Consider the following 24358-nt stretch of genomic DNA (forward strand, 5'->3'; position numbering starts at 1 on the left):
GTCGGGTCGCTCCTGCTCGGCTCGGAGGTGAACGGGTCAGGTGATCAGCAGGGCGCGGGTCCAGCCGGTGACGTCGGTCCCCTCCAGCGCCAACCGTGCGCCCGCGCGGCCTTCGAGGAAGCCCGGTCTAGGGAGGCTGTCGATCCCCGCGCCGACATGCTCGGCGAGCTGGTCCAGGTGGCCGGTGTAGCGGTCGCCGTCTGCGCTGTCGGCGGCGATGGCCCGGGTGAGGGCCAGGAGTCCGGCCCACCCGTGGCACAGCGACGCATCGGTGATCAAACCCATTCGGGTCTGGTCGTCCAGTACGGCTGCCGCGGCATCCTCAGCCGATCGGGCGCGTGCTGGATCATCGGTAGCGAGCGCTGCCAGTTGCAGGGTGCGGGCGATCCCGAGGTCTCCGTAGCACCACGACGGGCGCCTCGCCGGGTTCGGCCACGCAGTGGTGGAGCCGAGTTGCTCTCGGGTGGTCCAGTAGCCGCCGCGGCACTCCAGCCAATCGGCGAACGTACCGATCGCGTCCCGTTGGCCGGGAACCTCGATGTCGTGGCGTGTAGCCAGAGCGAGCAGGGCGAGCGGTCCGGCGATGCCGTGCGCCATCCCGTTATTGGCGTGCCCACCGGGCATCTCTTCATGCCCCGGGCCTGCTGGGCACCACCATCCCGGCACGGAAGGATCTGTGGCCGGCGGGGCGGCCAGGTGCGTCAGCTCGGTCAGCACGCCGTGGAGCTGAGGGGCGCCGGGGCGGGACAGGAGCACCGTCCCCAGGCCGGTCAGCCCTTGGATGAGGTCGAACTCCGCCAGGTGCGGTAGCCGTCCCTGTTCTCTGCGGCGGGCGGCAGCCGCGATGCGGGCGGCCACGATCCGGTCAACGGCGGCGGTGACCGCTCGCCCTGCGCGGCTCCTGCGGCCGAGGACGAACTCTAGCGCGGGGGCTCCGTGGAACAGGCCCGCGTTCGCGCCGGCGCTGACGCCACCTGCGACCGCCTCAGCCAGCAGAGGCCGAGCTGCGGCGAGGTCGCCGCGTTCCAGGTGCAGCAGCGCCACGCCGAGACCCTGCTCAGCCAGCGCCTGCGTCTTCGGTGGCTTCGTTGACGTGGTGGTCATGGCAGGGCCTCCACCGCTTGGACGATGCTGTGCGCCCGTCCGCCGATCCAGCCGTTCGCGTCCGGCGGCGGCGCCTCGTGGAGCACAGCGACGGGATACCTTCCCAGGTGGGTGCGAAGCAGGTCCATGCCCAGGTCTTGGGAGAGGTCGAGGAGAAGGTGCTGGTCGTCCAGCGCGAGGAGGACGCGCTCAGGCACCCTGGCCCTTCTCCGCCAGGCGTGCAGATGCGCAGCCCACTCCGACAGCGGTGTCCGCCGACCGATCCGGCTGCTTGAACTCGCCAGGGTTCGCTCACGCAGCTGCCAGCGGGCGGCGACCAGGACAGATCGCCGGTAGCGCACCGCCGGGGTGAACGGCAGCGTCCACGCTGCTCCCCAGTCGAACCACGTCATCTGCGGCACCGAGGCACGGCTGAGCTCGGCGAGGAACCGGACCAGCGGCGGCGTGAAGTTGTTCCACACGAAGTTGATCGCCGTCGGGACCAGGAGTTCCAGCCGGACGCCCGTCTCGGCCACCACGAGGTACAGGTGGCCGTTCTCCATGCCGACGGCGAGATCGGCGGGACGCAGCACCTTCTCGTCGCTTCCTCGGAACTCACCCACGCTCACCACATCACCCAGCACCTGCGGCGCGCGGGTGAGCAGATCGGCCGCCAGCCGACTGGAGTGGAACGACAGCTGTGCCGGCCTAGCCCCGGCGGTCACAGTGGGCAAGCTGGTGTGCCCGTCGGCGGCACCGGGGAACAGGTGCCAGAACCGGCCCGTCATCGTCCCGGCGGCCCGAGAGACCGTGTGCACGCGCAGCCGGAAATCACCACGATCCAAGGCGGGAATCGACGGCGCATCGACCTGCGCGCACACTTCGAAATGCGGCGCCCGAGCAGTCGGCGGGCCACCCGCAGCCGCCTCCAGCTCCTCGATCACCGCCTCGGACAGCACCACCTCCCGACGGCCCTCCAACGCCGCGCCTCCCGCCAGATCCAGCAGCAACCGGTCGCGGCGTGACATCGGCCGAGGCGGCTCAGACGCCGCGCCGAAGCCGTCCGGCATCCCCAAGCCCGTGTCCGGATCGGTCAACTGAAGCAAGGAGACCTCGACGCCCTCACCGAACCGGTCCGCGAACGCCTCCAGATAACGGCGCCACGGCCCCGTTCCCTGCGGGCACGTCGACAGCCGGGCCAGCACCGTTGCGGCCGTCTCCACCTCGACAGCCACCGATTCAGGCAACCGCACCAGGGCGTCCAGCCGCACGTCCGTGAACCTCCGGTCCGCACCGCCCAGCACGTCGGCATCCGCCACCACAGCGGCTGGCAGAACGGATGCCGGGTCAACGACCGTCGCCGGGGCGCGCAGACCCGAACGCAGCAAACCGACACGCAGCAGCTCAGCCACCAGACCGGCCCTGTCCGCTTCGCTGGTAGTGGGGAAATCGGCGGCGAGCTTTCCCAGCAAGGCTGGGTAAGAGATCGGCGAGGAAGCTACCTCCACGACCAACCCAACAGCGGCCGTCAGCGGCATCGAGAACTCCGCGGTTCCCTCAGCCGGAATGCGCACCCGGCCACCGTCGATCCGCGCCAGGGTGTTCACGCACACCTCGACGTCGGCCAGCACCGCCGGGTCCGCCTCACCTGCTCTGACCAGGGAGTCCAACCACGCCGGGTCATGTCGATCGACGATCTCGTGCGCCTGCCCGAAACGCACCTTTGCCCGTTCTCCGAACTCGGCGAGTGCGACGCCGGCGAACAGCCCGAAAGGGGTGGAACGGTGGGCGTAGCGGATGGCGTACCGGGCGACGGCAAGCGCCGCCCGGCGCGCCCGACGGGTTTCCATCTGCCGACCGGACAGGATCGCATCGACTTGGCGCGCCAGGTCAGGGCTCGCGGAAGAGATCGTCCGCTGGAACTCCTCATCCCCCCAGACCGGACCCAGCCAGAGGCGCCACTGGTCCGTCGTGGCACCTGGAGCAGGCCAAGCCGGGACTTCGAGGCCGCGGCAATTCACCGTGGCCCGCAGCATCGGTGGACCGGTGCGCCGGTACTGTCTGCGCCGCGAGCGGGTCATCTGGCACTCCGATCCATGAGGCGGGCCTGGGACGATCAGCGGTATGCCGCAGCGCCGTCTAGGACGTCGTGCAGGCGCTCGGGCAGGAGCTTCCGCACGTGTCGTTCGTGCTGCACATCAGGATCGTGTCGGCGGCCGGGGTGTCCTCGATGAAGGTGATGTCGAGGCCGAACGGGTCGAAGTCCACCGCGGCGCCGTCCGCAGCGGTGTCGGCGGCGGACTGCTGGTCGATCGTCGGGGTGCTCATAGTGCTCTGCTCCTTCGCTGAGCCCTGCGCGGGGCTAGTGCTCCGCACACGTGTCGTTACGGTCCGGGTCAGCACAAGTGAACGACGGCTCAGTCTCCGGCCGCTATGGTCGGAGGCGTCCCGAAGGGTTTATTCGGTTTAAACCGGGTGGGAATCTGATGCCACGGGCACCTGGCGAGCGCGTCCCCAATCTTCGACTCCGCGAAGCGATAGCAGAGGCCGGCCTGAGCTACGACGGTGTGGCACGCGCCGTGGTCCGCGTCGCGGCCGAACACGGCGAGGTACTCCGAACCAACAAATCGACCATCGCGCACTGGGTCTCGGGCACCGCCCCCGTCGAACGCACAGCCCACTACCTGGCCGAAGCCCTGTCACGCCGAACCCGGCGTCCGATCACCCTCGCGCAGCTCGGCCTCACCACAGACAGCAGCCCGCAGCGGACCGGAACGCACCCCGTCGAAACGGCCACCCTCCTCGGCCGCGCCGACGTCGAGCACCGCGGGTATCTGGCCGCGGCGGTCTACACCGCCTCCGACGTCGCTATGCCGCTGGACTACGACCCCGAGCCGGTCTCACGACTCCTGCGGGCCCGCACCGGGAGTTCACGCGTCGGCCCCGAGGAGATCACCGTTGTCCGCCACATCACCCGAGCGTTCGGCGCCGCCGACGAACTCCTCGGCGGTGGGCACGGCCTGTCCACCGTCGCGACCTATCTCGCAGACACCGCAGCACCACTTCTGACCGGCCGGTTCGCCAATGGCGACACCCGCAGCGACGCCTACGCCGCCGTATCCGAACTGGCGTGGCTACTGGGCTGGAAACACCACGATCTCGGCCAAGAAGGCGCAGCCCAGAAGTACTACCTGCTCGGGTACCAACTCGCGGTCGAAGCCGACCCGAACGCACACGCCGCCTGGATGATGCGCGCCATCGCGCACCAAGCCCTCAGCCTGAAAGAGCACGGGCACAGCCGTGACCTCATCCAAGCCGCGCTCAAACGGGCGAAAGGCCACGCCGACGGCGCCACCGAAGCGCTCCTCCACATCACCCACGCCCGAGCCCACGCCGCACTCGGCAACCGGTCCTCCGCCGCAGAGGCGCTTTTGGACGCCGAAGACGCCCTCACCCGCGACGACGAACCGCAACCGAGTTACTCCCTGCTGATGGGGCCGGCCGCCGGAACCGTCGACTCCCACACCGCCCGGACCCTCACCGAACTCGGTGACCACCTCGGCACAGAGCAGCGGCACCGGGCTGCCTTCTCCTCCTGGGACCTGGAGGCGTTCCCGCGAGTCCATCTCCTCACCCACATGGATCTCGGCGACTGCCTGGCCGCCCAGGCCCGCGCCGACGAAGCCATCGCAGCGTGGAGCAGCGCCCTGGACCTGGCCGAAGGCATGGCCTCAGCCCGCACCCGGTCGGCATTCACCTCCATCCGCCACACCCTCGCCCTCTACCAGCGCCGCAAGGTCCCAGGTGCCGCGCTTCTCGCGCAGCGAATCCGGCAAACCGCCTTCTGATTAGGATCGAGCCGTGAACGACAACGCTCTACCACCGGCGCTGGACTCCCACACGCTCCTCGTCGCCGCCGTCATCGTCCACGACAAGACAACCGACCAAGTCCTGCTCCTCCAAAGAGCGCCCGGGGCCAAGTTCGCGGCGGGGCACTGGGACCTGCCCGTCGGCAAAGCCGACAGAGGCGAACTCATCACCGCAACCGCGGCCCGGGAGCTGAAAGAGGAAACCGGCCTGATCGTCGAGCCGGCCGACCTCACCATCGCGGGCATCATCCACGGCGCCTGGGGTGTCGAAGCCCCCAACGGGTTCCTCACCGTCGTCTTCGCCACCCACGCCTGGACCGGCGAAGCAACCAACAACGAACCCCACAAGCATTCTCGCGTCGCCTGGACCGCGACAGACCACATCCCAACCGAGTTCGTGTCCACGACCCACACCGCTCTGACCCACTACCTCAGGAACGGACCGATGGTCTTCAGCGACGGCTTCTGAGCCCCACCTGAGGAGTCCGAGGTTAGTCTAGGTTGCCGGGCCGTTGATGGTGACTTCGGTGAAGCCGAGTGCCTTCATCAGGTTCTCCAGCATCTGGCGGGTGTTGGCGTCCGCCCGTTCCTTCAGGCCGCTGGCCTCGGCGGCGTCCTCGATCTTGGTCTCGGCGAGCTGGTAGAGCTGCTGCTGGTCGTTCGGGTTGCTGGAGAAGAAGTCGCCGATCCGGTCGAACAGGCCGCGCTCGGTGGCGAACACGTAGGACTTGTCGTTGTCCAGCGCGGCGTCCTCAAGGGCGGCGGGCGGGAGGGTGATCGTCACCTTCGTGCGGTCCTCGCTGACCTCGAGCTGGTCGATCTTGGAGAAGTCGACGTAGGCGTCCACCGAGCCGATCGCGACGAACAGCGTCCGCTGGCCCCGGATCGCGCCCGGCAGGAACTTGGCGTCCTTCTCCAGGTCGACGACGATCTGGAACTGGCCGGTCGCCGCCTCGTAGCGCGACAGGTCCTTGATCGACTTCAGCACGGCGGGGCCGGACCGGTCCCGGTCGGTCGTGCCGAAGGGGTTGGCCCAGTCGGGCAGCCAGTTCATGCCCGAGGCGATGCCGTAGAGCACGGCGAGCACCAGAACGACGGCCCCCGTCTGGAGGAGTCGACCGGATCGCCCCGATTCTTTGGTGTTCATAGCGGAAAGACTTCCCCACCGGAGCCCGCTCATGCAGGGGGTCGGATGACCTTCTTGTGATCATGGCCTTACCTTGGATGACGTGATCCGAGCCTTCCGTTACGTCTCGCTCGCCGAGGCCACGTCGTTCCTGCTGCTTCTGCTCGTGGCGATGCCGCTCAAGTACCTCGCCGACCAGCCGCTCGCGGTGTCGGTCGTCGGCGCCGCGCACGGCGGGCTGTTCCTCGCCTACGTCGCGCTCGTCGCGCTGACCTTCCGCGACCTGGGCTGGAGCCTCGGCCGCGCGTTCCTCGCGCTGGTCGCCGCGGTGCTGCCCGTCGCGCCCTTCTTCGTCGAGAAGCACTGGATCAAGGAGCCCGCCGCACCGGCCGCCGCGCAGGGCTGAGCCCGCGCTCCCGCTCACATGAAGTGGGCGCGGCTCAGCTCGCACGCCCGGAAGAACCGGTAGTTCCGGGCGAACCACTCGCGGCGCTGGCTTTCGGCCCAGTGTGCGAACGGGGTGATGGGACGGGCCGGCATCGGCTCGTCCAGCAGCCAGGACACGACCTGCTCCTGGTAGCCCGTGCTCGCGCCCGCCGCGCAGCCGCCCAGCGCCGCGCCGATCTCCCGGACGGCCCGCCGCTCGTACCCCGGCGTCAGGTCGGCCAGGTGGAACCCGACGACGCCCCGGCCGACCCGCATCGGCTCCCGGCCCGGGATCTGCTCGATCCGGCGGATCGCGCCCGGCGTCCCGGCCAGCCGGGTGGCCAGCGGCGCGACCGCCGCGCCGAGCGTCGGCAGCGCGTCGCGCAGCGCCGGATGGACGCACACGCTCACCGGCCACTCACGGCACACGTACTCCGGCGTGGACGGCGCCGTCACCGTGCCGCCCGCCGCCTCCAGCCACGCCGTGCAGCCCAGCACGCCGCCCAGCGCCAGGCCCACCGGCACGAGCAGCCGGGGCCGCCGGGTGATCCACGCGGTGTAGCCCAGGACCAGCGCGACCGCCAGGCCCGCCGCCCAGCCCGCCTGCGCGGCGGGCACCCCCGGCAGCAGGTCCTCGAACGGGTCGACGGGCGCGAGCCGGGCGGGCGGCAGCAGCGCCCACGCGTCCGACGGGCGGAACGCGCCCCACGCCCACGCGGCCGCCGCCGCGGCCGCCACAACCAGGGTGTGCGGCCAGATCCGACCCGCCAGATACCCGGCCACCACCACCAGCGCCGTCGCGGTCGACCCGGCCGCGACGCCCGCCGCCTGCGCCGCGCCGAAGCCGCCCTCGCGCAGCACCGGCCCGGCCAGCAGCGCCCAACCCGCCAGATGGGCGAGCAGCGCCACCGCGACGAGCAGGGCGAGATCGTGCAGCGGCGCGGCGGCAGGAGAGCGGGCGGCCAGCGCGCGCAGGTAGTCCAGGCGCCTACCGCGCACGCCCGTCCACGCGGCCAGCGCGGCGGCGGCGGGCCCCGCCCACCGGACCGACGCCTCGGCCGCGCGCACCGTGCCGTCCCAGTCGTGGAAGCCGACCGGCAGCGCCCGCCAGCCCGCGACCGCGCCGAGCCCCGCGAGCACCGGCAGCGCCACCAACAGCGACCAGCGCCGCGCGTCCACCCGCATGACCCGGGCGACGCGCGCTATCCGTGCGGGCCGTACCGCCCGCGCCAGGTCACTCACGCCGCGTCAGCCGCAGGGGAGCGGGGTCTGGCCGCGCGCGGCCCCGGACGGGACGGCGCGGCGCTCGGCCGCGAGCGCCGCGGGCCCCGGCGGCGGGCACGGCACCGGAGCCCGGTCGGCGGGGGTCAGGCTGCAGTGGTGCAGCACGAGCACGCTGTCGCACCACGAGGTCAGCGGGCCCGTCTCGGCCGAGGTGACGACGACCGTCGGCGCGGCCGCCGCGATCAGGGCGCCGAGTTCGGCGGCCGCCGTGTCCGACAGGCCGGTGAGCGGATGGTCGAGGAAGGCGATGTCCGGTTCGTGCACACACGCGGCGGCGAGCCCGGCGCGCACCCGCAGATCGGGCGGCAGGCTGCTGAGCGGCCAGCCCGCGACGTCGTCGAGGTCGAGCATGCCGAGCACCCGCGCGACGGACGTGGGCGGACGGCGCTGGTAGTAGGCGGCGTAGGAGACGAAGTCGCGCACCGAGGAACTCGCCGCCCAGGGCGAGGAGGCGGGCAGGAACCCGATGCGGGAGCGCAGCAGCCGCAGCCCGGCGCGGGCCCCGGCGTCGTGGCCCAGCACCTCTAGCCGGCCGGTGTGCGGCCTGCGCAGTGTCGCGAGCGTGGCGAGCAGGTCCGACGTGCCGGAGCCGGCCGGGCCCACGATCCCGACCGCGCCCTGTGGCAGGCCGAACGAGACCGGCCGCAGCACCCACCGTCCCCCACGGCGGACGCCCAGTCCCTTCGCCACGATCGCGGATGTCTCCACGATCACTTTGTGTATCCCCCTGAGTCGTCGGCGACACGTGTGCCTTCAGGCCCATTCCGGCGCTCTCCCCAGGCGGCCGGGCCTTTTGCCGTGGCATCACGCATCGACAGCGGAACTATAACGGCCCTTTGGTATCGCTGTCAGCAGTCTTTTGGTCACTCGCCGCGATGTCCACTGTGCGCCGTGCCCGCGCCGCCGCGTTCGGTATCCCCCGCGGATGAGGCAGGATGGACCCATGCAGAAGCGTGATTTCTCCCTGCACGGCGCCGTCGATCTGGGTGCCCGCGCGGCCGCGGCCAAGAGGCAGCAGGAGCGCGCCGAGCGGCCCGCGGGAGCGGGCGGCCAGTACGTGTTCGACGTGACGGACGCGACGTTCGGCTCCGACGTCGTCGAGCGTTCCATGCGCGTCCCGGTGATGGTCGCCTTCATCGTGGACAAGGAACCCTCGTGCGACGCGCTGGTGGGCGACCTGGAGAAGCTGGTGGCCGAGGGCGCCGGCAGTTGGCTGCTGGCCCGGGTGGACATCGAGGTCAACCAGCAGCTCCAGGGCTACCTCCAGCAGATGCGGGTGCAGCGGCTCCCGTTCGTCGGCGTCGTCGTCCAGGGCCAGATGATGCCCTTCCTGAACAGCGTGCCGCCCGAGGCCGAGCTGCGCGCCGCCGTCGGCGAGCTGTTCGCCGCGCTCAAGGAGCAGGGCCTGATGGGCGACCTGCCGCCGGAGGAGGCCGAGGGCGGGCAGCCTCCGCTGGACCCGGCGCACGCCGCCGCCGAGGAGGCGCTCGGGCGCGGCGACTTCGAGATCGCCGCCGAGGCGTTCCGCGAGGTGCTCGCCGCCGACCCGCGCGACGAGGTGGCCAAGCGACGGCTCGCTCTTACCGAGTTGACGATCCGAGTCAAGGGCTACGACCAGGAGCGGGTGGGCACCGATCCGCTCGCGGCCGCCGACGTCCAACTGCTCCAGGGCGACGTGGAGGGCGCGTTCGACAGGCTGATCGCCCAGGTGCGCGCGACCTCGGGCGACGACCGCAACGCGGTACGGCTGCACCTGCTCCTGCTCTTCGAGACGCTCCCCGCGGACGACCCGCGCGTAGCAAAGGCGCGCAGGGCGCTGCAAGCGGCACTGTTCTGAAATTTTCGCAATTTTTGCGAGCGCTGACATCGCTTGGCTCGGACGGCGTATCCTCAGATGAGCCCTGATGTGTCAGAAGGCGTGTCAGGGCACGTTCTTTTCTCTGGCATGAGGAGTTCCAAGTGGGCGCGCCCAGCGTGTCGTATTCGATCACGGTCCGGTTGGAGGTCCCCGCGGGCGGCAGGGCCGTCAGCGGGATCACCCACCACGTGGAGCACGCGGGCGGCGTCGTCACCGCGCTCGACGTGAACACCGCGGCCACCGACATGCTCGGCATCGACGTGACCATCGCCACCCGGGACACCGAACACGCCGAGGCGATCGTCGGGGTGATCGAGAGCATCGAGGGCGTCCGGGTGCACAAGGTCTCCGACCGCACCTTCCTCATGCACCTCGGCGGCAAGATCGAGATGAAGTCCAAGGTGCCGCTGCGCAACCGCGAGGAACTCTCGATGGCGTACACGCCGGGCGTGGCGCGGGTCTCGCTGGCGATCGCCCGCAACAAGGAGGACGCCCGCCGCCTGACGATCAAGCGCAACAGCGTCGCCGTCGTCACCGACGGGTCGGCGGTGCTCGGCCTCGGCAACCTCGGTCCCGAGGCCGCGATGCCCGTCATGGAGGGCAAGGCGGCGCTGTTCAAGCGGTTCGCCGGGATCGACGCCTGGCCGATCTGCCTGGACACCCAGGACCCGGACGAGATCGTCAGGATCGTCCAGTGCATCGCGCCCGGCTTCGGCGGCATCAACCTCGAGGACATCTCCGCGCCGCGCTGCTTCGAGATCGAGGCGCGGCTGCGTGAGCTGCTCGACATCCCCGTCTTCCACGACGACCAGCACGGCACCGCGATCTGCGTGCTCGCGGCCCTCACCAACGCGCTGCGGGTCGTGCGCAAGGACCTCGGACAGGTCCGGATCGCGATGGCGGGCGCGGGCGCCGCGGGCAGCGCGATCCTCAAGCTGCTGATGCACGCGGGCGCGCGCGACGTCATCGTCTGCGACATGCACGGAGCGGTCCACCGGGGCCGTGCCGACCTCGACGAGTCGCTGCGCTGGATCGCCGAGCACACCAACGAGGACGGCTACGACGGCGACCTCAGGGGCGCGGTGAAGGGCGCCGACGTGTTCGTCGGCGTGTCGGCCCCCGGCATCCTCACCGGCGACGACATCGCCGCGATGGCCTCGGACGCCATCGTGTTCGCGCTCGCCAACCCCGAGCCCGAGGTCAGCCCGGACGCGGCGCGCGAGCACGCCGCCGTCGTCGCCACCGGCCGCAGCGACTACCCGAACCAGATCAACAACGTGCTGGCCTTCCCCGGCGTGTTCCGCGGCCTGCTGGACGCGGGCGCCACCGGCGTCACCCCGGACATGCTGGTGGCCGCCGCCCGCGCGCTGGCCACCGTCGTCACCGACGCGGAACTCGGCCCGAACTACATCGTGCCGAGCGTGTTCCACCCGGACGTGACGACGGCCGTCGCCGCCGCCGTGCGGGACGCGGCGGGCGGGCACCTCCACCCCGTCGAGGAACCCCTGGGTTAGCGGGCCGAGGCTAGCGGGCCGAGGCGGCGCCGCCACCGGCGCGGTAGGCCGTCCAGGAGCGGCGGACGCGGTCGGCCTGGCCACGCGTGAACTCCGTCATGCACGAGTCGTGGCTGTAGTCCATGTAGTTGTGGATCGCGTCCACGCCCGGCGTGACGCAGGTGTCCTTGCCCGTCGGGCAGCCGTCCGAGGGCGTCGCCTGGTCGGGGGTGTCGGCGACGCCGTCGCCCGGCGCGGTGCAGCCGTTCTCGAACGTGTGGAACAGGCCGAGCCAGTGCCCGACCTCGTGCACCGCGGTGAACCCGAGGTCGTAGTTGGTGTAGGTGCCGTGCGGCATGCTGCGGTGGTCGATCACCACACCGTCGAGCTGCGGCCTGTCCTTCACGTGCTGCGGGAACGTGGCGTAGCCGAGGACGGCCTGGCCGACGTCCGCGCTGTACAGGTTGAGGGTGCCGGGGCCGCCGTCGCGCAACTGCGGCTTGTAGGAGTTCTCGTGGCCGATCGGGTCGCGGAACCACGCGGCGTTCACCGTCGTGTCGACCGACGCGAGGCGGAACCGGAACCCGGTGTCGGCGCCGCCGCGCACCCCGCCGTAGGCGTCGTTCAGGACCCGGATCTGCGCGTTGATCATGGCGGTGCTGGGGCGGCCCGTCCCGGTGCCGTCGGGGGCCAGGACGTGGAACGCCACGGGCACCGTCACCCGTGTGGCGTTCGGCCGGTTCGGCCGCGCGAAGGGCGTGCGGAACAGCAGGTCCGTCAGCATCGCGCGGACCTGCTCGGGCGCGTGGTCGTGGAGGTCGCGGGCCCGGCGCGTGCCGGACGGCCCCCCGGCGGGCGCGGGCGCGGCGCGCACGCAGTCTTCGGGCGACGCGGCGGGGGGAGCCCCGCCGACCGCATGGGCGGCCGTGGGGCCCGCGCCCCCGGCCAGCGCCGTCACCGTGAGCATGGCCGCAAAGCGCCGCCGCATCCGTCCCCCGCACGTGTCTCGACTTGGCCGTCCAGACTATCGGGATCGGTGACGCGGCGTGAAACTCCCGCTACTCTTCGGGCTTGCCCGGCGACATGCCCTCGTAGATCTCCTTGCATTCCGGACAGACCGGGAACTTCTTCGGGTCGCGGTTGGGCACCCAGACCTTGCCGCACAGCGCGATGACCGGGGTGCCGGTCAACGCGCTCTCGGTGATCTTGGCCTTCTTCACGTAGTGCGCGAAGCGCTCGTGGTCGCCGTCACCGTGGGACAGGTCGGGCCGGACGTCGGCATCCGGCTTGATCATGGTCCCGGTGCCGCCCTGGCCCGGAGTGAAAGTCGGCTCGCTCATGGCCTCAGTTTAGGGTCGGATCGTCGGGGAAGGTCGCGAGGAAGGCGAGCTCGCCGCCCTGTCGCCGCAGCACCGCGCGCCACAGGTCCTCCGGCGCCGTGGAGAAGACGTCGCCCGGCTCGGCCGAGACGACGAACCAGGAGTCCTCGTCGATCTCCGACCGCAACTGGCCGCGCCCCCACCCCGCGTACCCCGCGAACACCCGGAACTGGGCGGCGCTGGCCTCCAGCAGCGCGGGCGGGCTGTCCAGATCGACGAGGCCGACCCGGGCGACGGCCGGGATGCCGTCCAGCGGGCGCCAGCCGAGCGGCTCGCCGGTGCCCGGCACGTGCGCGAGGGCGAGCGCGCTGTCGAGCGCGACCGGCCCGCCCTGGAACACCACGCCCGGACCGCTGGCCAGGTTCGCCCAGGGCGGCAGGATCCGCCCCACCTCCACCTCGGTCGGCCGGTTGAGGACGACGCCGAGCGTGCCCTCCTCCTGACCGTGGTCGACCACCAGGACCACGCTGCGGCGGAAGTTCGGGTCCTCCAGCATCGGGGTGGCCACCAGCAGCCGTCCTGGCCGGATGTCGTCGTGCATGGCCGCCATCATCTCGTGTCCCACAAGTCCGGGACACGCCGGTCCAACAGTGGGCGTGCCAAGGGGCACTCCTATTCCGGGCGTAAGCCTCACAATGGGGGGTAAACAAACGATCAAGTGATGCCTACGGGAGGCGCGGGGATGCAGCCGGTCAGGGTGATCATTGCGGCGATCTTCTTTGTGATCGGGGTCCTGATCGTCATCCCGGCTTTCACCGGCGACAACAGTTCCTCGAACGCGTCGGGCACGCCGGCGCCGACGGCCACCGAGGAGGCACCGACGGACGCGCCCACCGGTGACCCGACGGGGGAGCCCACCAAGACGGCCACGCCGACGCCCACCAAGTCCTCGGCTTCGCCGCCGCCGGAGTCGCCGAGCGCCACGGCGACGCCCACGGCCACCGAGACGCCGACGAAGAACCCGCCGCCTCCGCCGCCCGCGACGCCCACGCCCACGGCCACTCCCACGCCGACGAAGACGACGGCGCCGCCGCCTCCGGCGGGGCTCACCGTGGCGTTCGGCAGGACGGACTGCCCGGCCAAGGACGTCACGGTCAAGGTGACCAACGAGGGCGCGGCCAGCCAGGGGTACTCGATCACCCGCAACGGCGAACTCGTGCTGGCCGACCGGCTCGGCGCCAACGCGTCGCGGACGAGCGAGGTCACCCTCGCCGAGGACAAGACGGTCATCGTGCGGGTCACCCAGGACGGCGAGACCGTCAAGAGCCGCAGCTACAAGCTCAACTGCGTGAAGGGCGCGGCGACGCCCACCGCCAGGCCCGAGCGGCTGCCCGAGACCGGCTCGGACACCGGCACCCTCATCGCCCGTCTCGCGACCGGCGCCGCCTCGATCGTCACCGGCGCGATCATCCTGTGGTGGGGCGGGCTGTGGCCGCGCCGCCGGGAGGGGATGTTCGGTTCCGCCGATCGCGGGTAGGCGACCCCTTGTGATCGGATGATCACGATCTGGGGGAGGCCGGGTGCTCGGGGAACTACTGGCCGCCGTGGTCATGGATGGCCCGGCCGGCTCGCTGCATGCCGAATTCGGCGAGGTGCGCTGCCCTGGCCGGGTCGTCGACGTCACCGTCACCAACACCGGCGGGGCCGACGCGTTCTACGAGCTGCGCGCCGACGACAGGGTGTTGCGCACCGAGTTCATCAGCGTCGGCATGCGGCTGGACAACCGTGTTGTGCTGACCGCCGACGGGGTGCCGGTGCGCGTCTCCGTCCGCGACGCGCAGGGCGCCGAGGTCGCCGCCGCCACCAGGACCGCCGACTGCGCCTCCGCCGCGCAGAGCCCCGAACAGAGCCCCGCCGAGGGCGCGGGGCCGCAACGGCCCGCCGAGGGCGCCACGCCCGACGAGAGCCCCGGCGCGCCTGGCAAGGAAGGCGGCCCAGGCACTCCGGGCAAGGAAGCGGGTCCGTCCGACTCGGGCGCGCCCAAGGGCGGGGCTGAGGACGCGCCGGGGAAGGGCGGGCCGTCCAAGGCGGACGGTGCGGGGCCGCTGAGCGAGCTGCCGCGCACCGGGGCCGAGACGGGCGCGCTGGGGCGTACCGGGGCCGCCGCCCTCCTCACCGGCGGCCTCCTCCTCTGGTACGGCCGCCTCTGGCCGCGCCGCCTGCCCCGGCCCTGCGCGCCCGCCTCCCCCCGCCGCTCCTGACGGCCCGGGACGTCCGTTCGCGGGGGTGCGGGTGGGTGGGGTGAGATCCGGCACTCCCGAAGTCGGCGCGGTTTGTCGGTGGGGGTCGGTAGCCTCTCTGGATCGTGAGTACCTTTGCCGCCTCGAACATGCCGCCCGCCTACCCCGAACGGGCCGCGTGGGGTACCGCGGGGTCGCTGCGCGCCTGGCAGCAGCAGGCGCTGGAGCTCTACTTCCAGGACGGCCCGCGCGACTTCCTCGCCGTCGCGACACCCGGCGCGGGCAAGACGACGTTCGCGCTGCGCCTCGCCCGCGAACTCCTCGACCGCCGGGTCATCCAGGGCATCACCGTGGTCTGCCCGACCGAGCACCTGAAGCGCCAGTGGGCCGAGTCGGCGGCCCGCGTCGGCATCAAGATCGACCCCGAGTTCACCAACGCGCAGGGCAAGACCGCCAAGGACTTCCAGGGCGTCGCCGTCACCTACGCGACGGTCGCGGCCCGGCCCGCGCTGCACCGCAACCGCACCGAGGCGCGCAAGACCCTCATCGTCATGGACGAGGTGCACCACGCGGGCGACGGCCTGTCGTGGGGCGACGCGGTGCGCGAGGCGTTCGAGCCCGCCACCCGCAGGCTCGCGCTTTCGGGCACCCCGTTCCGCACCGACATCAACCCGATCCCGTTCGTCGAGTACGAGGAGGGGCCTGACGGCGTCCGGCGCAGCCGCGCCGACTACACCTACGGGTACGGGCCCGCGCTCGCCGACGGCGTCGTCAGGCCCGTCATCTTCATGGCGTACGCGGGCGAGATGCGCTGGCGCACCCGGGCGGGCGACGAGATCGCCGCGTCGCTCGGCCAGCCGATGACGCAGGACCAGACGTCGCAGGCGTGGCGGGCCGCGCTCGACCCGAAGGGCGACTGGATCCGGCAGGTCATCGCGGCCGCCGACAAGCGGCTCACCGAGATCCGCAAGGTCATGCCGGACGCGGGCGCGATGGTCATCGCCTCCGACCACGAGGCCGCGCGCGCCTACGCGAAGATGATCCGGGGCATCACCGGGCAGGGCGCGACCATCGTGCTGTCGGACGACCCGAACGCGAGCAAGAAGATCAAGCAGTTCGCCGATTCGGAGGACCGGTGGCTGTGCGCGGTCCGGATGGTCTCCGAGGGTGTGGACATTCCGCGTCTCGCGGTCGGGGTCTACGCGACGTCCACGGCGACGCCGCTGTTCTTCGCCCAGGCGGTCGGGCGTTTTGTCCGGGCGCGCAAGCGCGGCGAGACGGCGTCGGTGTTCCTGCCGAGCGTGCCGACCCTGATGGGGCACGCCGCCGAGATGGAGACCGAGCGCGACCACGTCCTGGACCGTAGGACGCGCGAGCAGGACGGGCTGGACGACGAGGCGCTGGAGCGGGCGAACCGCAAGAACGACGGCGCCGACCTGTCGGAGGAGATCCCGTTCGAGACGATGGAGGCGAGCGCCACCTTTGACCGTGTGTTGTTCGACGGCGGCGAGTTCGGCCTCGGCGCGGAGATCGGCTCCGAGGAGGAACAGGACTTCCTGGGCATTCCCGGCCTTCTGGAGCCCGAGCAGGTGACGGCACTGCTCCGGCAACGCCAGAACGAGCAGCTCGCCGCGCAGCGCAAACGGGGCGAACCGGCCGTCCCGAAGCAGACCACGGCGGCGGAGGACCTGCACGCGCTGCGCACCGAGCTGAACAGCCTCGTCGGCGCCTGGAGCCACCGCACCGGCAAACCGCACGGCGTCGTGCACACCGAACTCCGCCAGTCCTGCGGCGGCCCCGCCATCCCCCAGGCCACCGCCGCCGAAGTCAAGGCCCGCATCAACAAGATCCGAGAATGGGCCTCCCGCCGCCCCTGACGGGCGGCCCGGGCGGCGGTTAGCGGACGACGGGGGTGCCGGTGAGGGTGATGCCCTCGGTGCGCATGAGGGTGAGGGCGCGGTCGGTGGTGTCGGGGGCGACGCCTGCGGTGAGGTTGAGGAGGACGGTGGTGGCGAGGCCCGCGTGGGCGGCGTCGACGGCGGTGGCACGGACGCAGTGGTCGGTGGCGATGCCTACGACGTCCACCGAGGTGACGCCGCGTGCGGTCAGCCACGGGCCCAGCGGGGTGCCGTCGTCGGTGGCGCCCTCGAAGCCGCTGTAGGCGGCCGACGTGCGGCCCTTGGAGAAGACCGCCTCGACGGGGCCGAGGGCGAGCGCCGGGTGGAAGTCGGCGCCGGCGGTGCCGATGACGCAGTGCGGCGGCCACGTCGCGGCGTAGTCGGGCTCCTCGGCGAAGTGGTCGCCGGGGTCGAGGTGGAAGTCGCGGGTCGCCACGATGTGCGCGTAGTCGCCCGCGTGACCGGCGACGTGCGCGGAGATCGCGGCGGCGACCCCCGCCCCGCCGTCCACCGCGAGGGACCCGCCCTCGCAGAAGTCGTTCTGGACGTCGACGATGATCAGCGCGCGGGACATGGTGCCTCCTAGCCGAAGAGCGTGGGCAGGGCGGGATCGCCCTTGGACAGGTGCAGGGCGTGCGGCGGCAGCTCCGCCAGCGCCTCGCGGTGGCGCTCGCGCGCCGTGGTGAGCGGTTCCCGGCCGACGATCTCGCCGCCGCGCACGAGCGGCACCTGGAGCGGCCGGTCGGCGGGCCCGAGCCCCTCGGCCGAGAGGGTGACGAGCTCGGCCGTCGCCACACCGCCCTCAACGCGTCTGTGCGCCTGTTTGCGGCCGCCCCTGCTGGGTTTGCCCGGGGACGCCTTCGCGACCGGCTGGAGCGTTCCTGAGGCGTCCTCGCGGGCCACCAGCTTGTAGACCATGGACGCGGTCGGCGCGCCCGAGCCCGTCACGAGGGACGTGCCGACGCCGTACCCGTCGACGGGCGCGGCGGCCAGGGCGGCGATCGCGTACTCGTCGAGGTCGCCGGTGACGACGATCCGGGTGCCCGTCGCGCCCAGTTCGTCCAGTTGGGCGCGCGCGGCCTCCGCGACCACCCGGAGGTCGCCGCTGTCGATCCGGATCGCGCCGAGTTCCGGCCCGGCCAGCTCCACCGCGAGGCGGACGGCGCCAGGCACGTCGTAGGTGTCCACGAGCAGCGTGGTGCCCTTCCCGGCGGCGGCGAGCTGGGAGGCGAACGCCGCCCTCTCGTCGTCGTGGACCAGGGTGAAGGCGTGCGCCGCCGTCCCGGCCGTGGGGACGCCGTAGGTACGCCCCGCCTCCAGGTTGGACGTCGTAGCGAACCCGCACAGGTAGGCGGCCCGCGCGGCGGCGACAGCGGCGGCCTCGTGGGTGCGCCGGGAACCCATCTCGATCAAGGGCCGATCGCCCGCCGCCCGCGCCATCCGGGACGCGGCCGCCGCGATCGCGCAGTCGTGGTTGTAGATCGACAGGGCGAGAGTCTCCAGCACGACCGCCTCACCGAAGGACCCCTCCACCCGCAGGATCGGCGAGTCGGGGAAGTAGCAGTCGCCCTCGGCGTAGCCCCAGACGTCGCCGGAGAACCGGAAGTCGGCGAGCCAGGCGGCGGTGTCCTCCCCGACCACCCCCGAGGACGTGAGGAACTCCAGCTCGGCGGGGCCGAAGGCGAACCGCTCCACCGCGTCGAGGAAGCGCCCGACGCCCGCGACGACGCCGTAGCGCCGCCCCCGGGGCAGCCTGCGCGCGAACACCTCAAACACCGACCGCCGCGCCGCCGTGCCGTCGCGCAGCGCGGCCTGCAGCATGGTCAGTTCATAATGATCGGTGAGCAGCGCCGTGCCCACGCCCGGTCCGACGTTCACACCGGCAGCGTAACGGGCGGGGACGCGCCGACCTCGCGCCCGGTAGGTTCGTAGGAGGGGAGGGGATATCCGATGAGCACCGCGCCCGCCGCACTCGACAGATCCGACGCGGACGAGGACGTCCGGCCCGATCTGCCCTGGCTGACGATTGTCTGGAATGATCCGATCAATCTGATGTCCTATGTGACCTATGTCTTCCAGACGGTCTTCGGGTACGCCCGGGAGAAGGCCGAGAAGCTGATGATGGACGTTCACCACAAGGGCCGGGCCGTCGTGGACTCCGGTACCCGTGAGGAGATGGAGCGCAACGTGGAGGTGCTGCACTCCTACGGGCTGTGGGCGACAGTGCGGCGGGACGACTAGATGGCCGGCGGATTCGGGCGGCGGCCCGGCGGCGGCGTCTCCCTGCGGCTGGAGCAGGTCGAGGCACAGGTGATCGAGAACCTGCTGGGCCAGCTCTCCCAGCTGTTCGACGAGCTGCCCAAGGGTGATCCCGGCCTCGCCGAACTGGGGATCTCCGAAAGCACGACGCCCCCCAGCGACCCCGTCCTGGCCCGGCTGTTCCCCGACGGCTACAGCGAGGACGACAAGGCGTCCGGGGAGTTCCGCAGGTACACCGAGGCGTCCCTGCGCGACGGCAAGGAGAAGGACGCGGCCACCGTGCTGAAGTCCCTCACCCAGGCCCCCGACATCAGGCTCGACCAGGAACAGGCGCACTCCTGGCTGCGCGCCCTCAACGACCTGCGGCTCGCGCTCGGCACCCGGCTGGAGATCACCGAGGACGGCCACGACAGGTTCGCCGGACTCGACTGGGACGACCCCGCCTACGCGATGTACGTCACCTACGACTGGCTCACCCAACTCCAGGACAGCCTCGTGCACACCCTCTTCGGCGACTGATGGAGCACCCCCGGATACGATGCCGGTCATGCTGACCGTTTCCCGCGAGATCGTCGACCAGATCGTCGCGCACGCGCGCGCCGACCACCCCGACGAGGCGTGCGGTGTGGTGGCGGGCCCGATCGGCTCTGATCGCCCCGCGCGGTTCGTGGCCATGGAGAACGCCGAACGGTCGCCGACGTTCTACCGGTTCGACTCGATCGAGCAGCTCAAGGTGTGGCGGGAGATGGACGACAGGGACGAGGAGCCCGTCGTGATCTACCACTCGCACACCGCGACCGAGGCGTACCCGTCCAGGACCGACATCTCGTACGCGTCCGAGCCGAACGCCCACTACGTCCTGGTGTCCACCCGGGAAGAAGACGACACGGAGTTCCGTTCCTACCGGATCGTGGACGGCGTCGTCACCGAGGAGGAGGTCAGGATCGTTGATGTTTATGAAGCTGGGTAAACTCGGCGTCATGGTGCAGACCTTCCTGTTCTCCCACTCGCGTGCCGAGGTCGTGTACGACTGTCGGTGAGCCCGCCCCCGACGGAACAACGACTTTTGTGTGAAATGTGAATGGAGATCACAGAGATGGCGATCGAGGTCCGGATCCCGACGATCCTGCGGAACCTCACCGGCGGCGCCAAGGCCGTCGAAGGCAAGGGCTCCACGCTGGACGAGCTCTTCACCGACCTGGACGGCGCGCACCCCGGTCTGCGCGCCCGGCTGGTCGACGAGAAGGGTCTGCGCCGATTCGTCAACGTCTACCTGAACGACGAGGACGTGCGCTTCCTGGGTGGCCTGGGCACCGAGGTGTCCGACGGCGACACGGTCACCGTGCTGCCCGCCGTCGCCGGTGGCTGACCCGTGCGTTACGACTCGCTGATCGACGCGCTGGGCCACACCCCGCTCGTCGGCCTGCCCCGGCTCTCGCCCTCGGCCGACGTCCGGCTGTGGGCGAAGCTGGAGGACCGCAACCCGACCGGCTCCATCAAGGACCGGCCGGCGCTGTGGATGGTCCAGCAGGCCGAGAAGGACGGGCTGCTCACCCCCGGTTGCACGATCCTTGAGCCGACCTCGGGCAACACCGGCATCGCGCTCGCGATGGCGGCGAAACTCAAGGGTTACAAGATCATCTGTGTGATGCCGGAGAACACCTCCGAGGAGCGCCGCCAGCTCCTGCGCATGTGGGGCGCGGAGATCATCTCCTCGTCGGCGGCGGGCGGCTCCAACGAGGCGGTCCGGGTCGCGAAGGGCCTCGCCGTCGAGCACCCCGACTGGGTCATGCTCTACCAGTACGGCAACGAGGCCAACGCCCGCGCCCACTACGAGTCGACAGGCCCCGAGCTGCTCGCGGACCTCCCGACGATCACGCACTTCGTCGCGGGCCTGGGCACCACCGGCACCCTCATGGGCGTCGGCAGGTACCTGCGCGAACAGGTACCGGACGTCAGGATCGTCGCCGCCGAGCCCCGGTACGGCGAGTTGGTCTACGGGCTGCGCAACGTGGACGAGGGTTTTGTCCCGGAACTGTATGACCCGACCGTCCTCACCACCCGGTTCTCCGTCGGTTCGCACGACGCGCTGCGCCGCACCCGCGAACTGCTGGAGACCGAGGGGATCTTCGCCGGGATCTCCACCGGCGCCGTCGTGCACGCGGCGCTCGGCATGGCGGCCAAGGCCGTCAAGGCGGGCGAGCGCGCCGACATCGCGTTTGTCGTGGCCGACGGCGGGTGGAAGTACCTCTCGACGGGCGCTTACGAGGGCACCCTCGAAGAGGCGGAAGCACGTATCGACGGGCAGCTCTGGGCCTGACCCTTGTGCCGCTCGTGAAGGCCCGTCGCCCTGGGGCGGCGGGCCTTTGTGCTCGTCGTCAGGCGGTGATCCAGGCGGACAGGCCGGAGACGACCCTTGCCCGCGCCCGCGCGACGTCCAGGGCGAGGATGCCCACGCCCCGATAGGCGGAGTCCTCCCGGGCGACGACAAGGGCGACGTCCACGGATTCGGGAGAGCTGAGCGACAGGGGCAGCAGCAGCCGCACCCGTTCGGCCGCCGGATCCCAGGCCGGGACGGCGGCACGCGGGTCGCGCCGGACCCGCGCCTCGGCCCTGCGCACCGCGCCCTCCATGACGAGGCCCGCCAGGTACGGGTTGGCGCGCAGTTCCGCCGGGAGGGCGGCGGCCGACTCCGGGCTCTCCAGCAGGGCACGCGGATTGACGGCGAGGGGATGCCGCCAGTCGTAGACGAGATCGGCCGGGTCGGCGGTGTAGACGGCGCGTCCCGGGGGCGCGGCGAACCGGTCGGCCAGCCGCGCGTCGCCCTCGGCGATCCAGCCCTGGAGCGCCCACGGCGGCCCGTCCGCGTCACCGGCCGGAAGGCACAGCCCGTAGACGGCGGCGTCCTCCGCCGTGGTCAGCCCGGTGTCGAACAGGCACCGCGACCCGTCCGCCGCGACCGCCACAAACCGCAGCGCGTGCAGCCGCTCGAACGTCAGCTCGACATACTCCCGCAAAAGCCACGTCTCATCCCTGCCCGGCACCCCCCAAACCTCAGGCGCGACGACCCGAGCCAACCTGTCAAAGCAGTCCTCCCCACCACCGTCCCGCCACCGCAGCGGCCCCACCTCAACCTGCTCATAGAACACCCGCCCAACCCGCCCCCGCCTTTCCCCAACCCCCAGAAGCCCTTCCAACCCCTGGGCCCCCGCCACTTCACCCGGTTCCGCCGCCCCACCGTCCGACGCCGCCGCCCCGACCCCCCGCCCAGCCCGCTCCACCGCCTCAAAGAACCCGGCCGACAACACCCCAGCCCCAGCCGCCTCACCATCCCCTGCCCGCCCAACACCCTCGTGATACTCACCCAGAGGTGACAACCCAGTACCCCCCTCCTGCCGCACCGCCCCATCCGCAACGACGCCGGAGTCCGCCTGCCCCGCGCCCTCAACGCCCCCGGCATCCGCCTGCCCAGCGGCCCCGTAGTACTCGGACGGCAACGAGAACGCCCCGGCCCCTCGCGGGGACTCCGCCCCGACCCCCTCGGCGACGCCGGGATCCGCCTGCCCAACGCCCTCGTAATACTCGGGCGGCAGCGAGACCCCAGCGCCCCCCGGCTGCTGCGCCGCCACCTCACTACCCGTGGCGACGCCGGAGTCCGGCTGCCCCGCGCTCTCGCCGTTCCTGGGGTCGGCCTGCCCGGTCGCGTCGTAGTACTCCGGCGGAAGCGGGGTCGCGCCCTGCCCGTGCCGCGCTGCGGGACCGTGCTGCCCGGCCGTGTCGGTGGTCTCGTAGTAGTCCAGTGGCAGCGAGAACCCGGGACCCGTCTGGGCCGCGCCCTCGCCGTTCCTGGGGTCGGCCTGCCCGGTGGCGTCGTAGTACTCGGGCGGAAGCGGGGTCGCGCCCTGGCTGTGTCGCGCCGTGGGGCCGGGCTGCCCGGTGGGGTCGGTGGTGTCGTAGTAGTCCAGCGGCAGCGAGAATCCGGGACCCGTCTGGGCCGCGCCCTCGGTGTTCCTGGGGTCGGCTTGGCCGGTGGCGTCGTAGTACTCCGGCGGAAGCGGGGTCGCGCCCTGGCTGTGTCGTGCTGTGGGGCTGGGCTGCGCGGTGGGGTCGTAGTAGTCCAGTGGCAGCGCGAATGCGGTGGGGCCTTGTTGGGGTGTGGTGTCGGGGACTGGCTGGGTTGGGGTCTCGGTGGGTCGAGGGGCGGGCTCGTAGTACTCGGGGGGGAGTGTGGGCGGGCTTGGGGGAGGGGATGGGGTGGTGGTGGGGTGGGCGGTGGGGTCGGTGGTCTCGTAGTAGTCCGGGGGTAGGGAGAACGTGCGGCGTTGTTGGGGGTCCGCTGAGGGGGGCTGGGTGTGGCGGGGGTCGGGTTGGCCGGTGGCCTCGTAGTAGGCGGGGGGGAGCGGGGCGCCCGGCTGGTACTGGGGTGGGGTGGGGGCGGGGTCGGTGGTCTCGTAGTACTCGGGGGGAAGGGGGAAGGTTCGGGGAGGTTGGGGGGAGGACTGGGGGAGGGTGGCGGTGGGGTCGCCGGCGGGGGGAAAGTCCTGGAAGCCGGGGAAAGGGAAAGGAGCGGGCTCCGGGGTGGCGTCGGCGGGGCCCGGGAAGACGGGGTACGACGAGGGCTTCGACTCGTGCAGCGTCACCGGGCCAGGCTAACGGATCTCGCTTCTGCCCGGGATTCGGCGGGTATGTAGGCTTGCCGCCATGACGACTTACGGCGCCGCCACCGCGGTCACCCCCCTCGCCGCGGGTCGGTACGGCGTGCGGCTGGCCGAGGAGTACAGCTTCGGTGAGGCCGTCAACGGCGGCTACCTCCTGGGGGTGCTGCTGCGCGCCGCCGTCGCCGAGTCGTCGCACGCGCACCCGCTGACGACGGCCGCGAGCTTCCTGCGCCCCGCCCAGCCGGGCCCGGCCGAGGTGCTCGTCGAGCAGCGCAAGACGGGGCGGACGGCGGCCACCGCGCGTGTCTCGCTCGTCCAGGACGGCCGCCCGGTCGTGGACGCGATGGTCACCACCGGCACGCTCGACCCCGACCGTGAGCCCGCCTACCAGGGCGAACCCCCGGCGATGCCGCCCCTCGAGGTGTGCCGCCCGTCCGGCGCGGACCAGAGCGGGTTCGTCGCCCAGGTGGACATGCGCTTCGACCCCGCCGTCATGGGCTGGCTGGACGGCGAGCCGAGCGGCAAGCCCGAGATGCGGGCCTATTTCCGGTTGGCGAGCGGTGAGGACCCCGACCCGTTTGTGCTGGCGCTCGCGCTCGACGCGCTGATCCCCGTCGTCGCCAACACCGGGAACGTCGGCTGGTCGCCGACCGTGGACCTCACCTGGCACCTGCGCGCGCTGCCCGCGCCCGGCTGGCTCACCGTGGTGGGCGCGGGACGCCTGCTGCGGGACGGCTGGCATGATGAGGACGTCGAGGTGTGGGACAGCGCGGGAAACCTCGTCGCGCAGAGCCGACAACTGGCCCGAACCGCACGTACCCGCAAGTAACAAGCAGATGTCGGGC

General features: G+C 71.8%; 27 protein-coding genes. 14 read left to right on the forward strand and 13 right to left on the reverse strand.

The window, feature by feature from the left end:
* Positions 1–36: 36 nt before the first annotated feature.
* Genes LO762_RS19480 through LO762_RS19490 form a run of 3 tightly spaced genes read right to left on the reverse strand, consistent with a single transcriptional unit; the run spans position 37 to position 3411 of the window.
* Positions 37–1104, reverse strand: a complete 1068-nt coding sequence (locus LO762_RS19480) for a lanthionine synthetase C family protein (protein WP_230617074.1) — start codon at positions 1102–1104, stop codon at positions 37–39.
* Positions 1101–3164 carry a lantibiotic dehydratase family protein gene (locus tag LO762_RS19485; protein ID WP_230617077.1) on the reverse strand — a complete coding sequence of 688 codons (2064 nt, stop codon included), beginning with the start codon at positions 3162–3164 and terminating at the stop codon, positions 1101–1103. The genes LO762_RS19480 and LO762_RS19485 overlap by 4 nt, the downstream gene beginning before the upstream one ends.
* Before the next feature lie 58 nt (positions 3165–3222).
* Positions 3223–3411 carry an FxLD family lanthipeptide gene (locus LO762_RS19490; RefSeq protein ID WP_230617079.1) on the reverse strand — a complete coding sequence of 63 codons (189 nt, stop codon included), beginning with the start codon at positions 3409–3411 and terminating at the stop codon, positions 3223–3225.
* Positions 3412–3650: 239 nt separating this feature from the next.
* Here LO762_RS19490 and LO762_RS19495 point away from each other — a divergent pair, with 239 nt between their 5' ends.
* Together LO762_RS19495 and LO762_RS19500 are read left to right on the forward strand one after the other, a co-directional pair.
* Positions 3651–4931 (forward strand): tetratricopeptide repeat protein, encoded by a 1281-nt coding sequence (locus tag LO762_RS19495; RefSeq protein ID WP_230617082.1) that lies wholly within the window; start codon positions 3651–3653, stop codon positions 4929–4931.
* A gap of 13 nt (positions 4932–4944) precedes the next feature.
* Positions 4945–5421, forward strand: a complete 477-nt coding sequence (locus LO762_RS19500; RefSeq protein ID WP_230617085.1) for an NUDIX domain-containing protein — start codon at positions 4945–4947, stop codon at positions 5419–5421.
* A gap of 27 nt (positions 5422–5448) precedes the next feature.
* Here the strand turns inward: LO762_RS19500 and LO762_RS19505 are convergent, their stop codons facing one another.
* On the reverse strand, positions 5449–6099 hold the full coding sequence (locus LO762_RS19505; RefSeq protein WP_230617089.1) for a DUF4230 domain-containing protein: 651 nt from the start codon (positions 6097–6099) through the stop codon (positions 5449–5451).
* Between the two features lie 82 nt (positions 6100–6181).
* Between LO762_RS19505 and LO762_RS19510 the strand changes: the two genes are divergently transcribed.
* The gene (locus LO762_RS19510; protein WP_230617091.1) at positions 6182–6484 is read left to right on the forward strand and encodes a DUF3817 domain-containing protein; all 303 of its coding nucleotides are present in this window, start codon (positions 6182–6184) and stop codon (positions 6482–6484) included.
* Between the two features lie 14 nt (positions 6485–6498).
* Here the strand turns inward: LO762_RS19510 and LO762_RS19515 are convergent, their stop codons facing one another.
* Both LO762_RS19515 and LO762_RS19520 read right to left on the reverse strand, forming a co-directional pair.
* Positions 6499–7746 carry a hypothetical protein gene (locus LO762_RS19515; protein ID WP_230617093.1) on the reverse strand — a complete coding sequence of 416 codons (1248 nt, stop codon included), beginning with the start codon at positions 7744–7746 and terminating at the stop codon, positions 6499–6501.
* 6 nt (positions 7747–7752) lie between these two features.
* Positions 7753–8502, reverse strand: coding sequence for an ATP-binding cassette domain-containing protein (locus tag LO762_RS19520; protein WP_230617095.1), 750 nt, complete (start codon positions 8500–8502; stop codon positions 7753–7755).
* Between the two features lie 229 nt (positions 8503–8731).
* Between LO762_RS19520 and LO762_RS19525 the strand changes: the two genes are divergently transcribed.
* Together LO762_RS19525 and LO762_RS19530 are read left to right on the forward strand one after the other, a co-directional pair.
* A complete protein-coding gene (locus tag LO762_RS19525; RefSeq protein ID WP_230617097.1) occupies positions 8732–9625 on the forward strand; it encodes a tetratricopeptide repeat protein in 894 nt (297 codons plus the stop codon).
* A 122-nt stretch (positions 9626–9747) separates the two neighbouring features.
* Positions 9748–11160 (forward strand): NAD-dependent malic enzyme, encoded by a 1413-nt coding sequence (locus LO762_RS19530; protein ID WP_230617099.1) that lies wholly within the window; start codon positions 9748–9750, stop codon positions 11158–11160.
* 10 nt (positions 11161–11170) lie between these two features.
* Here the strand turns inward: LO762_RS19530 and LO762_RS19535 are convergent, their stop codons facing one another.
* The 4 genes from LO762_RS19535 to LO762_RS19550 all read right to left on the reverse strand — a co-directional run bounded on the left by LO762_RS19535 (position 11171) and on the right by LO762_RS19550 (position 13601).
* Entirely contained in the window at positions 11171–12127 is a 957-nt protein-coding gene (locus LO762_RS19535; RefSeq protein WP_230617101.1) for a zinc metalloprotease, read from the reverse strand.
* 70 nt (positions 12128–12197) lie between these two features.
* Positions 12198–12434, reverse strand: a complete 237-nt coding sequence (locus LO762_RS19540; RefSeq protein ID WP_374201580.1) for a DUF3039 domain-containing protein — start codon at positions 12432–12434, stop codon at positions 12198–12200.
* Positions 12435–12483: 49 nt separating this feature from the next.
* On the reverse strand, positions 12484–13059 hold the full coding sequence (locus LO762_RS19545) for a YqgE/AlgH family protein (RefSeq protein WP_230617105.1): 576 nt from the start codon (positions 13057–13059) through the stop codon (positions 12484–12486).
* Positions 13060–13172: 113 nt separating this feature from the next.
* Entirely contained in the window at positions 13173–13601 is a 429-nt protein-coding gene (locus LO762_RS19550; RefSeq protein ID WP_230617107.1) for a hypothetical protein, read from the reverse strand.
* Between LO762_RS19550 and LO762_RS19555 the strand changes: the two genes are divergently transcribed.
* The 3 genes from LO762_RS19555 (at position 13570) to LO762_RS19565 (ending at position 16575) form a co-directional block, all read left to right on the forward strand.
* On the forward strand, positions 13570–13995 hold the full coding sequence (locus LO762_RS19555; RefSeq protein ID WP_230617109.1) for a hypothetical protein: 426 nt from the start codon (positions 13570–13572) through the stop codon (positions 13993–13995). The genes LO762_RS19550 and LO762_RS19555 overlap by 32 nt on opposite strands.
* 43 nt (positions 13996–14038) lie before the next feature.
* The gene (locus tag LO762_RS19560; RefSeq protein ID WP_230617111.1) at positions 14039–14719 is read left to right on the forward strand and encodes a hypothetical protein; all 681 of its coding nucleotides are present in this window, start codon (positions 14039–14041) and stop codon (positions 14717–14719) included.
* 128 nt (positions 14720–14847) lie between these two features.
* The gene (locus LO762_RS19565) at positions 14848–16575 is read left to right on the forward strand and encodes a DEAD/DEAH box helicase (protein WP_230617402.1); all 1728 of its coding nucleotides are present in this window, start codon (positions 14848–14850) and stop codon (positions 16573–16575) included.
* A 19-nt stretch (positions 16576–16594) separates the two neighbouring features.
* On the opposite strand, the gene LO762_RS19570 is transcribed toward LO762_RS19565, so the two are convergent.
* Positions 16595–17170, reverse strand: a complete 576-nt coding sequence (locus LO762_RS19570) for an isochorismatase family protein (RefSeq protein ID WP_230617113.1) — start codon at positions 17168–17170, stop codon at positions 16595–16597.
* An 8-nt stretch (positions 17171–17178) separates the two neighbouring features.
* A complete protein-coding gene (locus LO762_RS19575) occupies positions 17179–18474 on the reverse strand; it encodes a nicotinate phosphoribosyltransferase (RefSeq protein WP_308104199.1) in 1296 nt (431 codons plus the stop codon).
* 72 nt (positions 18475–18546) lie between these two features.
* Here LO762_RS19575 and clpS point away from each other — a divergent pair, with 72 nt between their 5' ends.
* The 5 genes from clpS (at position 18547) to LO762_RS19600 (ending at position 21175) form a co-directional block, all read left to right on the forward strand.
* The gene (clpS, locus tag LO762_RS19580; RefSeq protein WP_230617115.1) at positions 18547–18837 is read left to right on the forward strand and encodes an ATP-dependent Clp protease adapter ClpS; all 291 of its coding nucleotides are present in this window, start codon (positions 18547–18549) and stop codon (positions 18835–18837) included.
* Positions 18838–19374 (forward strand): DUF2017 domain-containing protein, encoded by a 537-nt coding sequence (locus tag LO762_RS19585; protein WP_230617117.1) that lies wholly within the window; start codon positions 18838–18840, stop codon positions 19372–19374. It begins immediately after the preceding gene.
* A gap of 28 nt (positions 19375–19402) precedes the next feature.
* The gene (locus LO762_RS19590) at positions 19403–19825 is read left to right on the forward strand and encodes a Mov34/MPN/PAD-1 family protein (protein ID WP_230617118.1); all 423 of its coding nucleotides are present in this window, start codon (positions 19403–19405) and stop codon (positions 19823–19825) included.
* A gap of 126 nt (positions 19826–19951) precedes the next feature.
* A complete protein-coding gene (locus tag LO762_RS19595; protein ID WP_230617406.1) occupies positions 19952–20224 on the forward strand; it encodes a MoaD/ThiS family protein in 273 nt (90 codons plus the stop codon).
* Positions 20225–20227: 3 nt separating this feature from the next.
* Positions 20228–21175 carry a PLP-dependent cysteine synthase family protein gene (locus LO762_RS19600; RefSeq protein ID WP_230617120.1) on the forward strand — a complete coding sequence of 316 codons (948 nt, stop codon included), beginning with the start codon at positions 20228–20230 and terminating at the stop codon, positions 21173–21175.
* A 58-nt stretch (positions 21176–21233) separates the two neighbouring features.
* On the opposite strand, the gene LO762_RS33110 is transcribed toward LO762_RS19600, so the two are convergent.
* Positions 21234–23495: a DUF3825 domain-containing protein gene (locus tag LO762_RS33110; RefSeq protein ID WP_308104201.1), complete on the reverse strand. Its 2262-nt coding sequence runs from the start codon at positions 23493–23495 to the stop codon at positions 21234–21236.
* 61 nt (positions 23496–23556) lie between these two features.
* Here LO762_RS33110 and LO762_RS19610 point away from each other — a divergent pair, with 61 nt between their 5' ends.
* Entirely contained in the window at positions 23557–24342 is a 786-nt protein-coding gene (locus LO762_RS19610) for a thioesterase family protein (protein ID WP_230617122.1), read from the forward strand.
* The last annotated feature ends 16 nt before the right edge of the window (positions 24343–24358 follow it).

Origin of the sequence: Actinocorallia sp. API 0066 (assembly GCF_020991275.1) — a bacterium.
Classification (GTDB): Bacteria; Actinomycetota; Actinomycetes; order Streptosporangiales; family Streptosporangiaceae; genus Actinocorallia.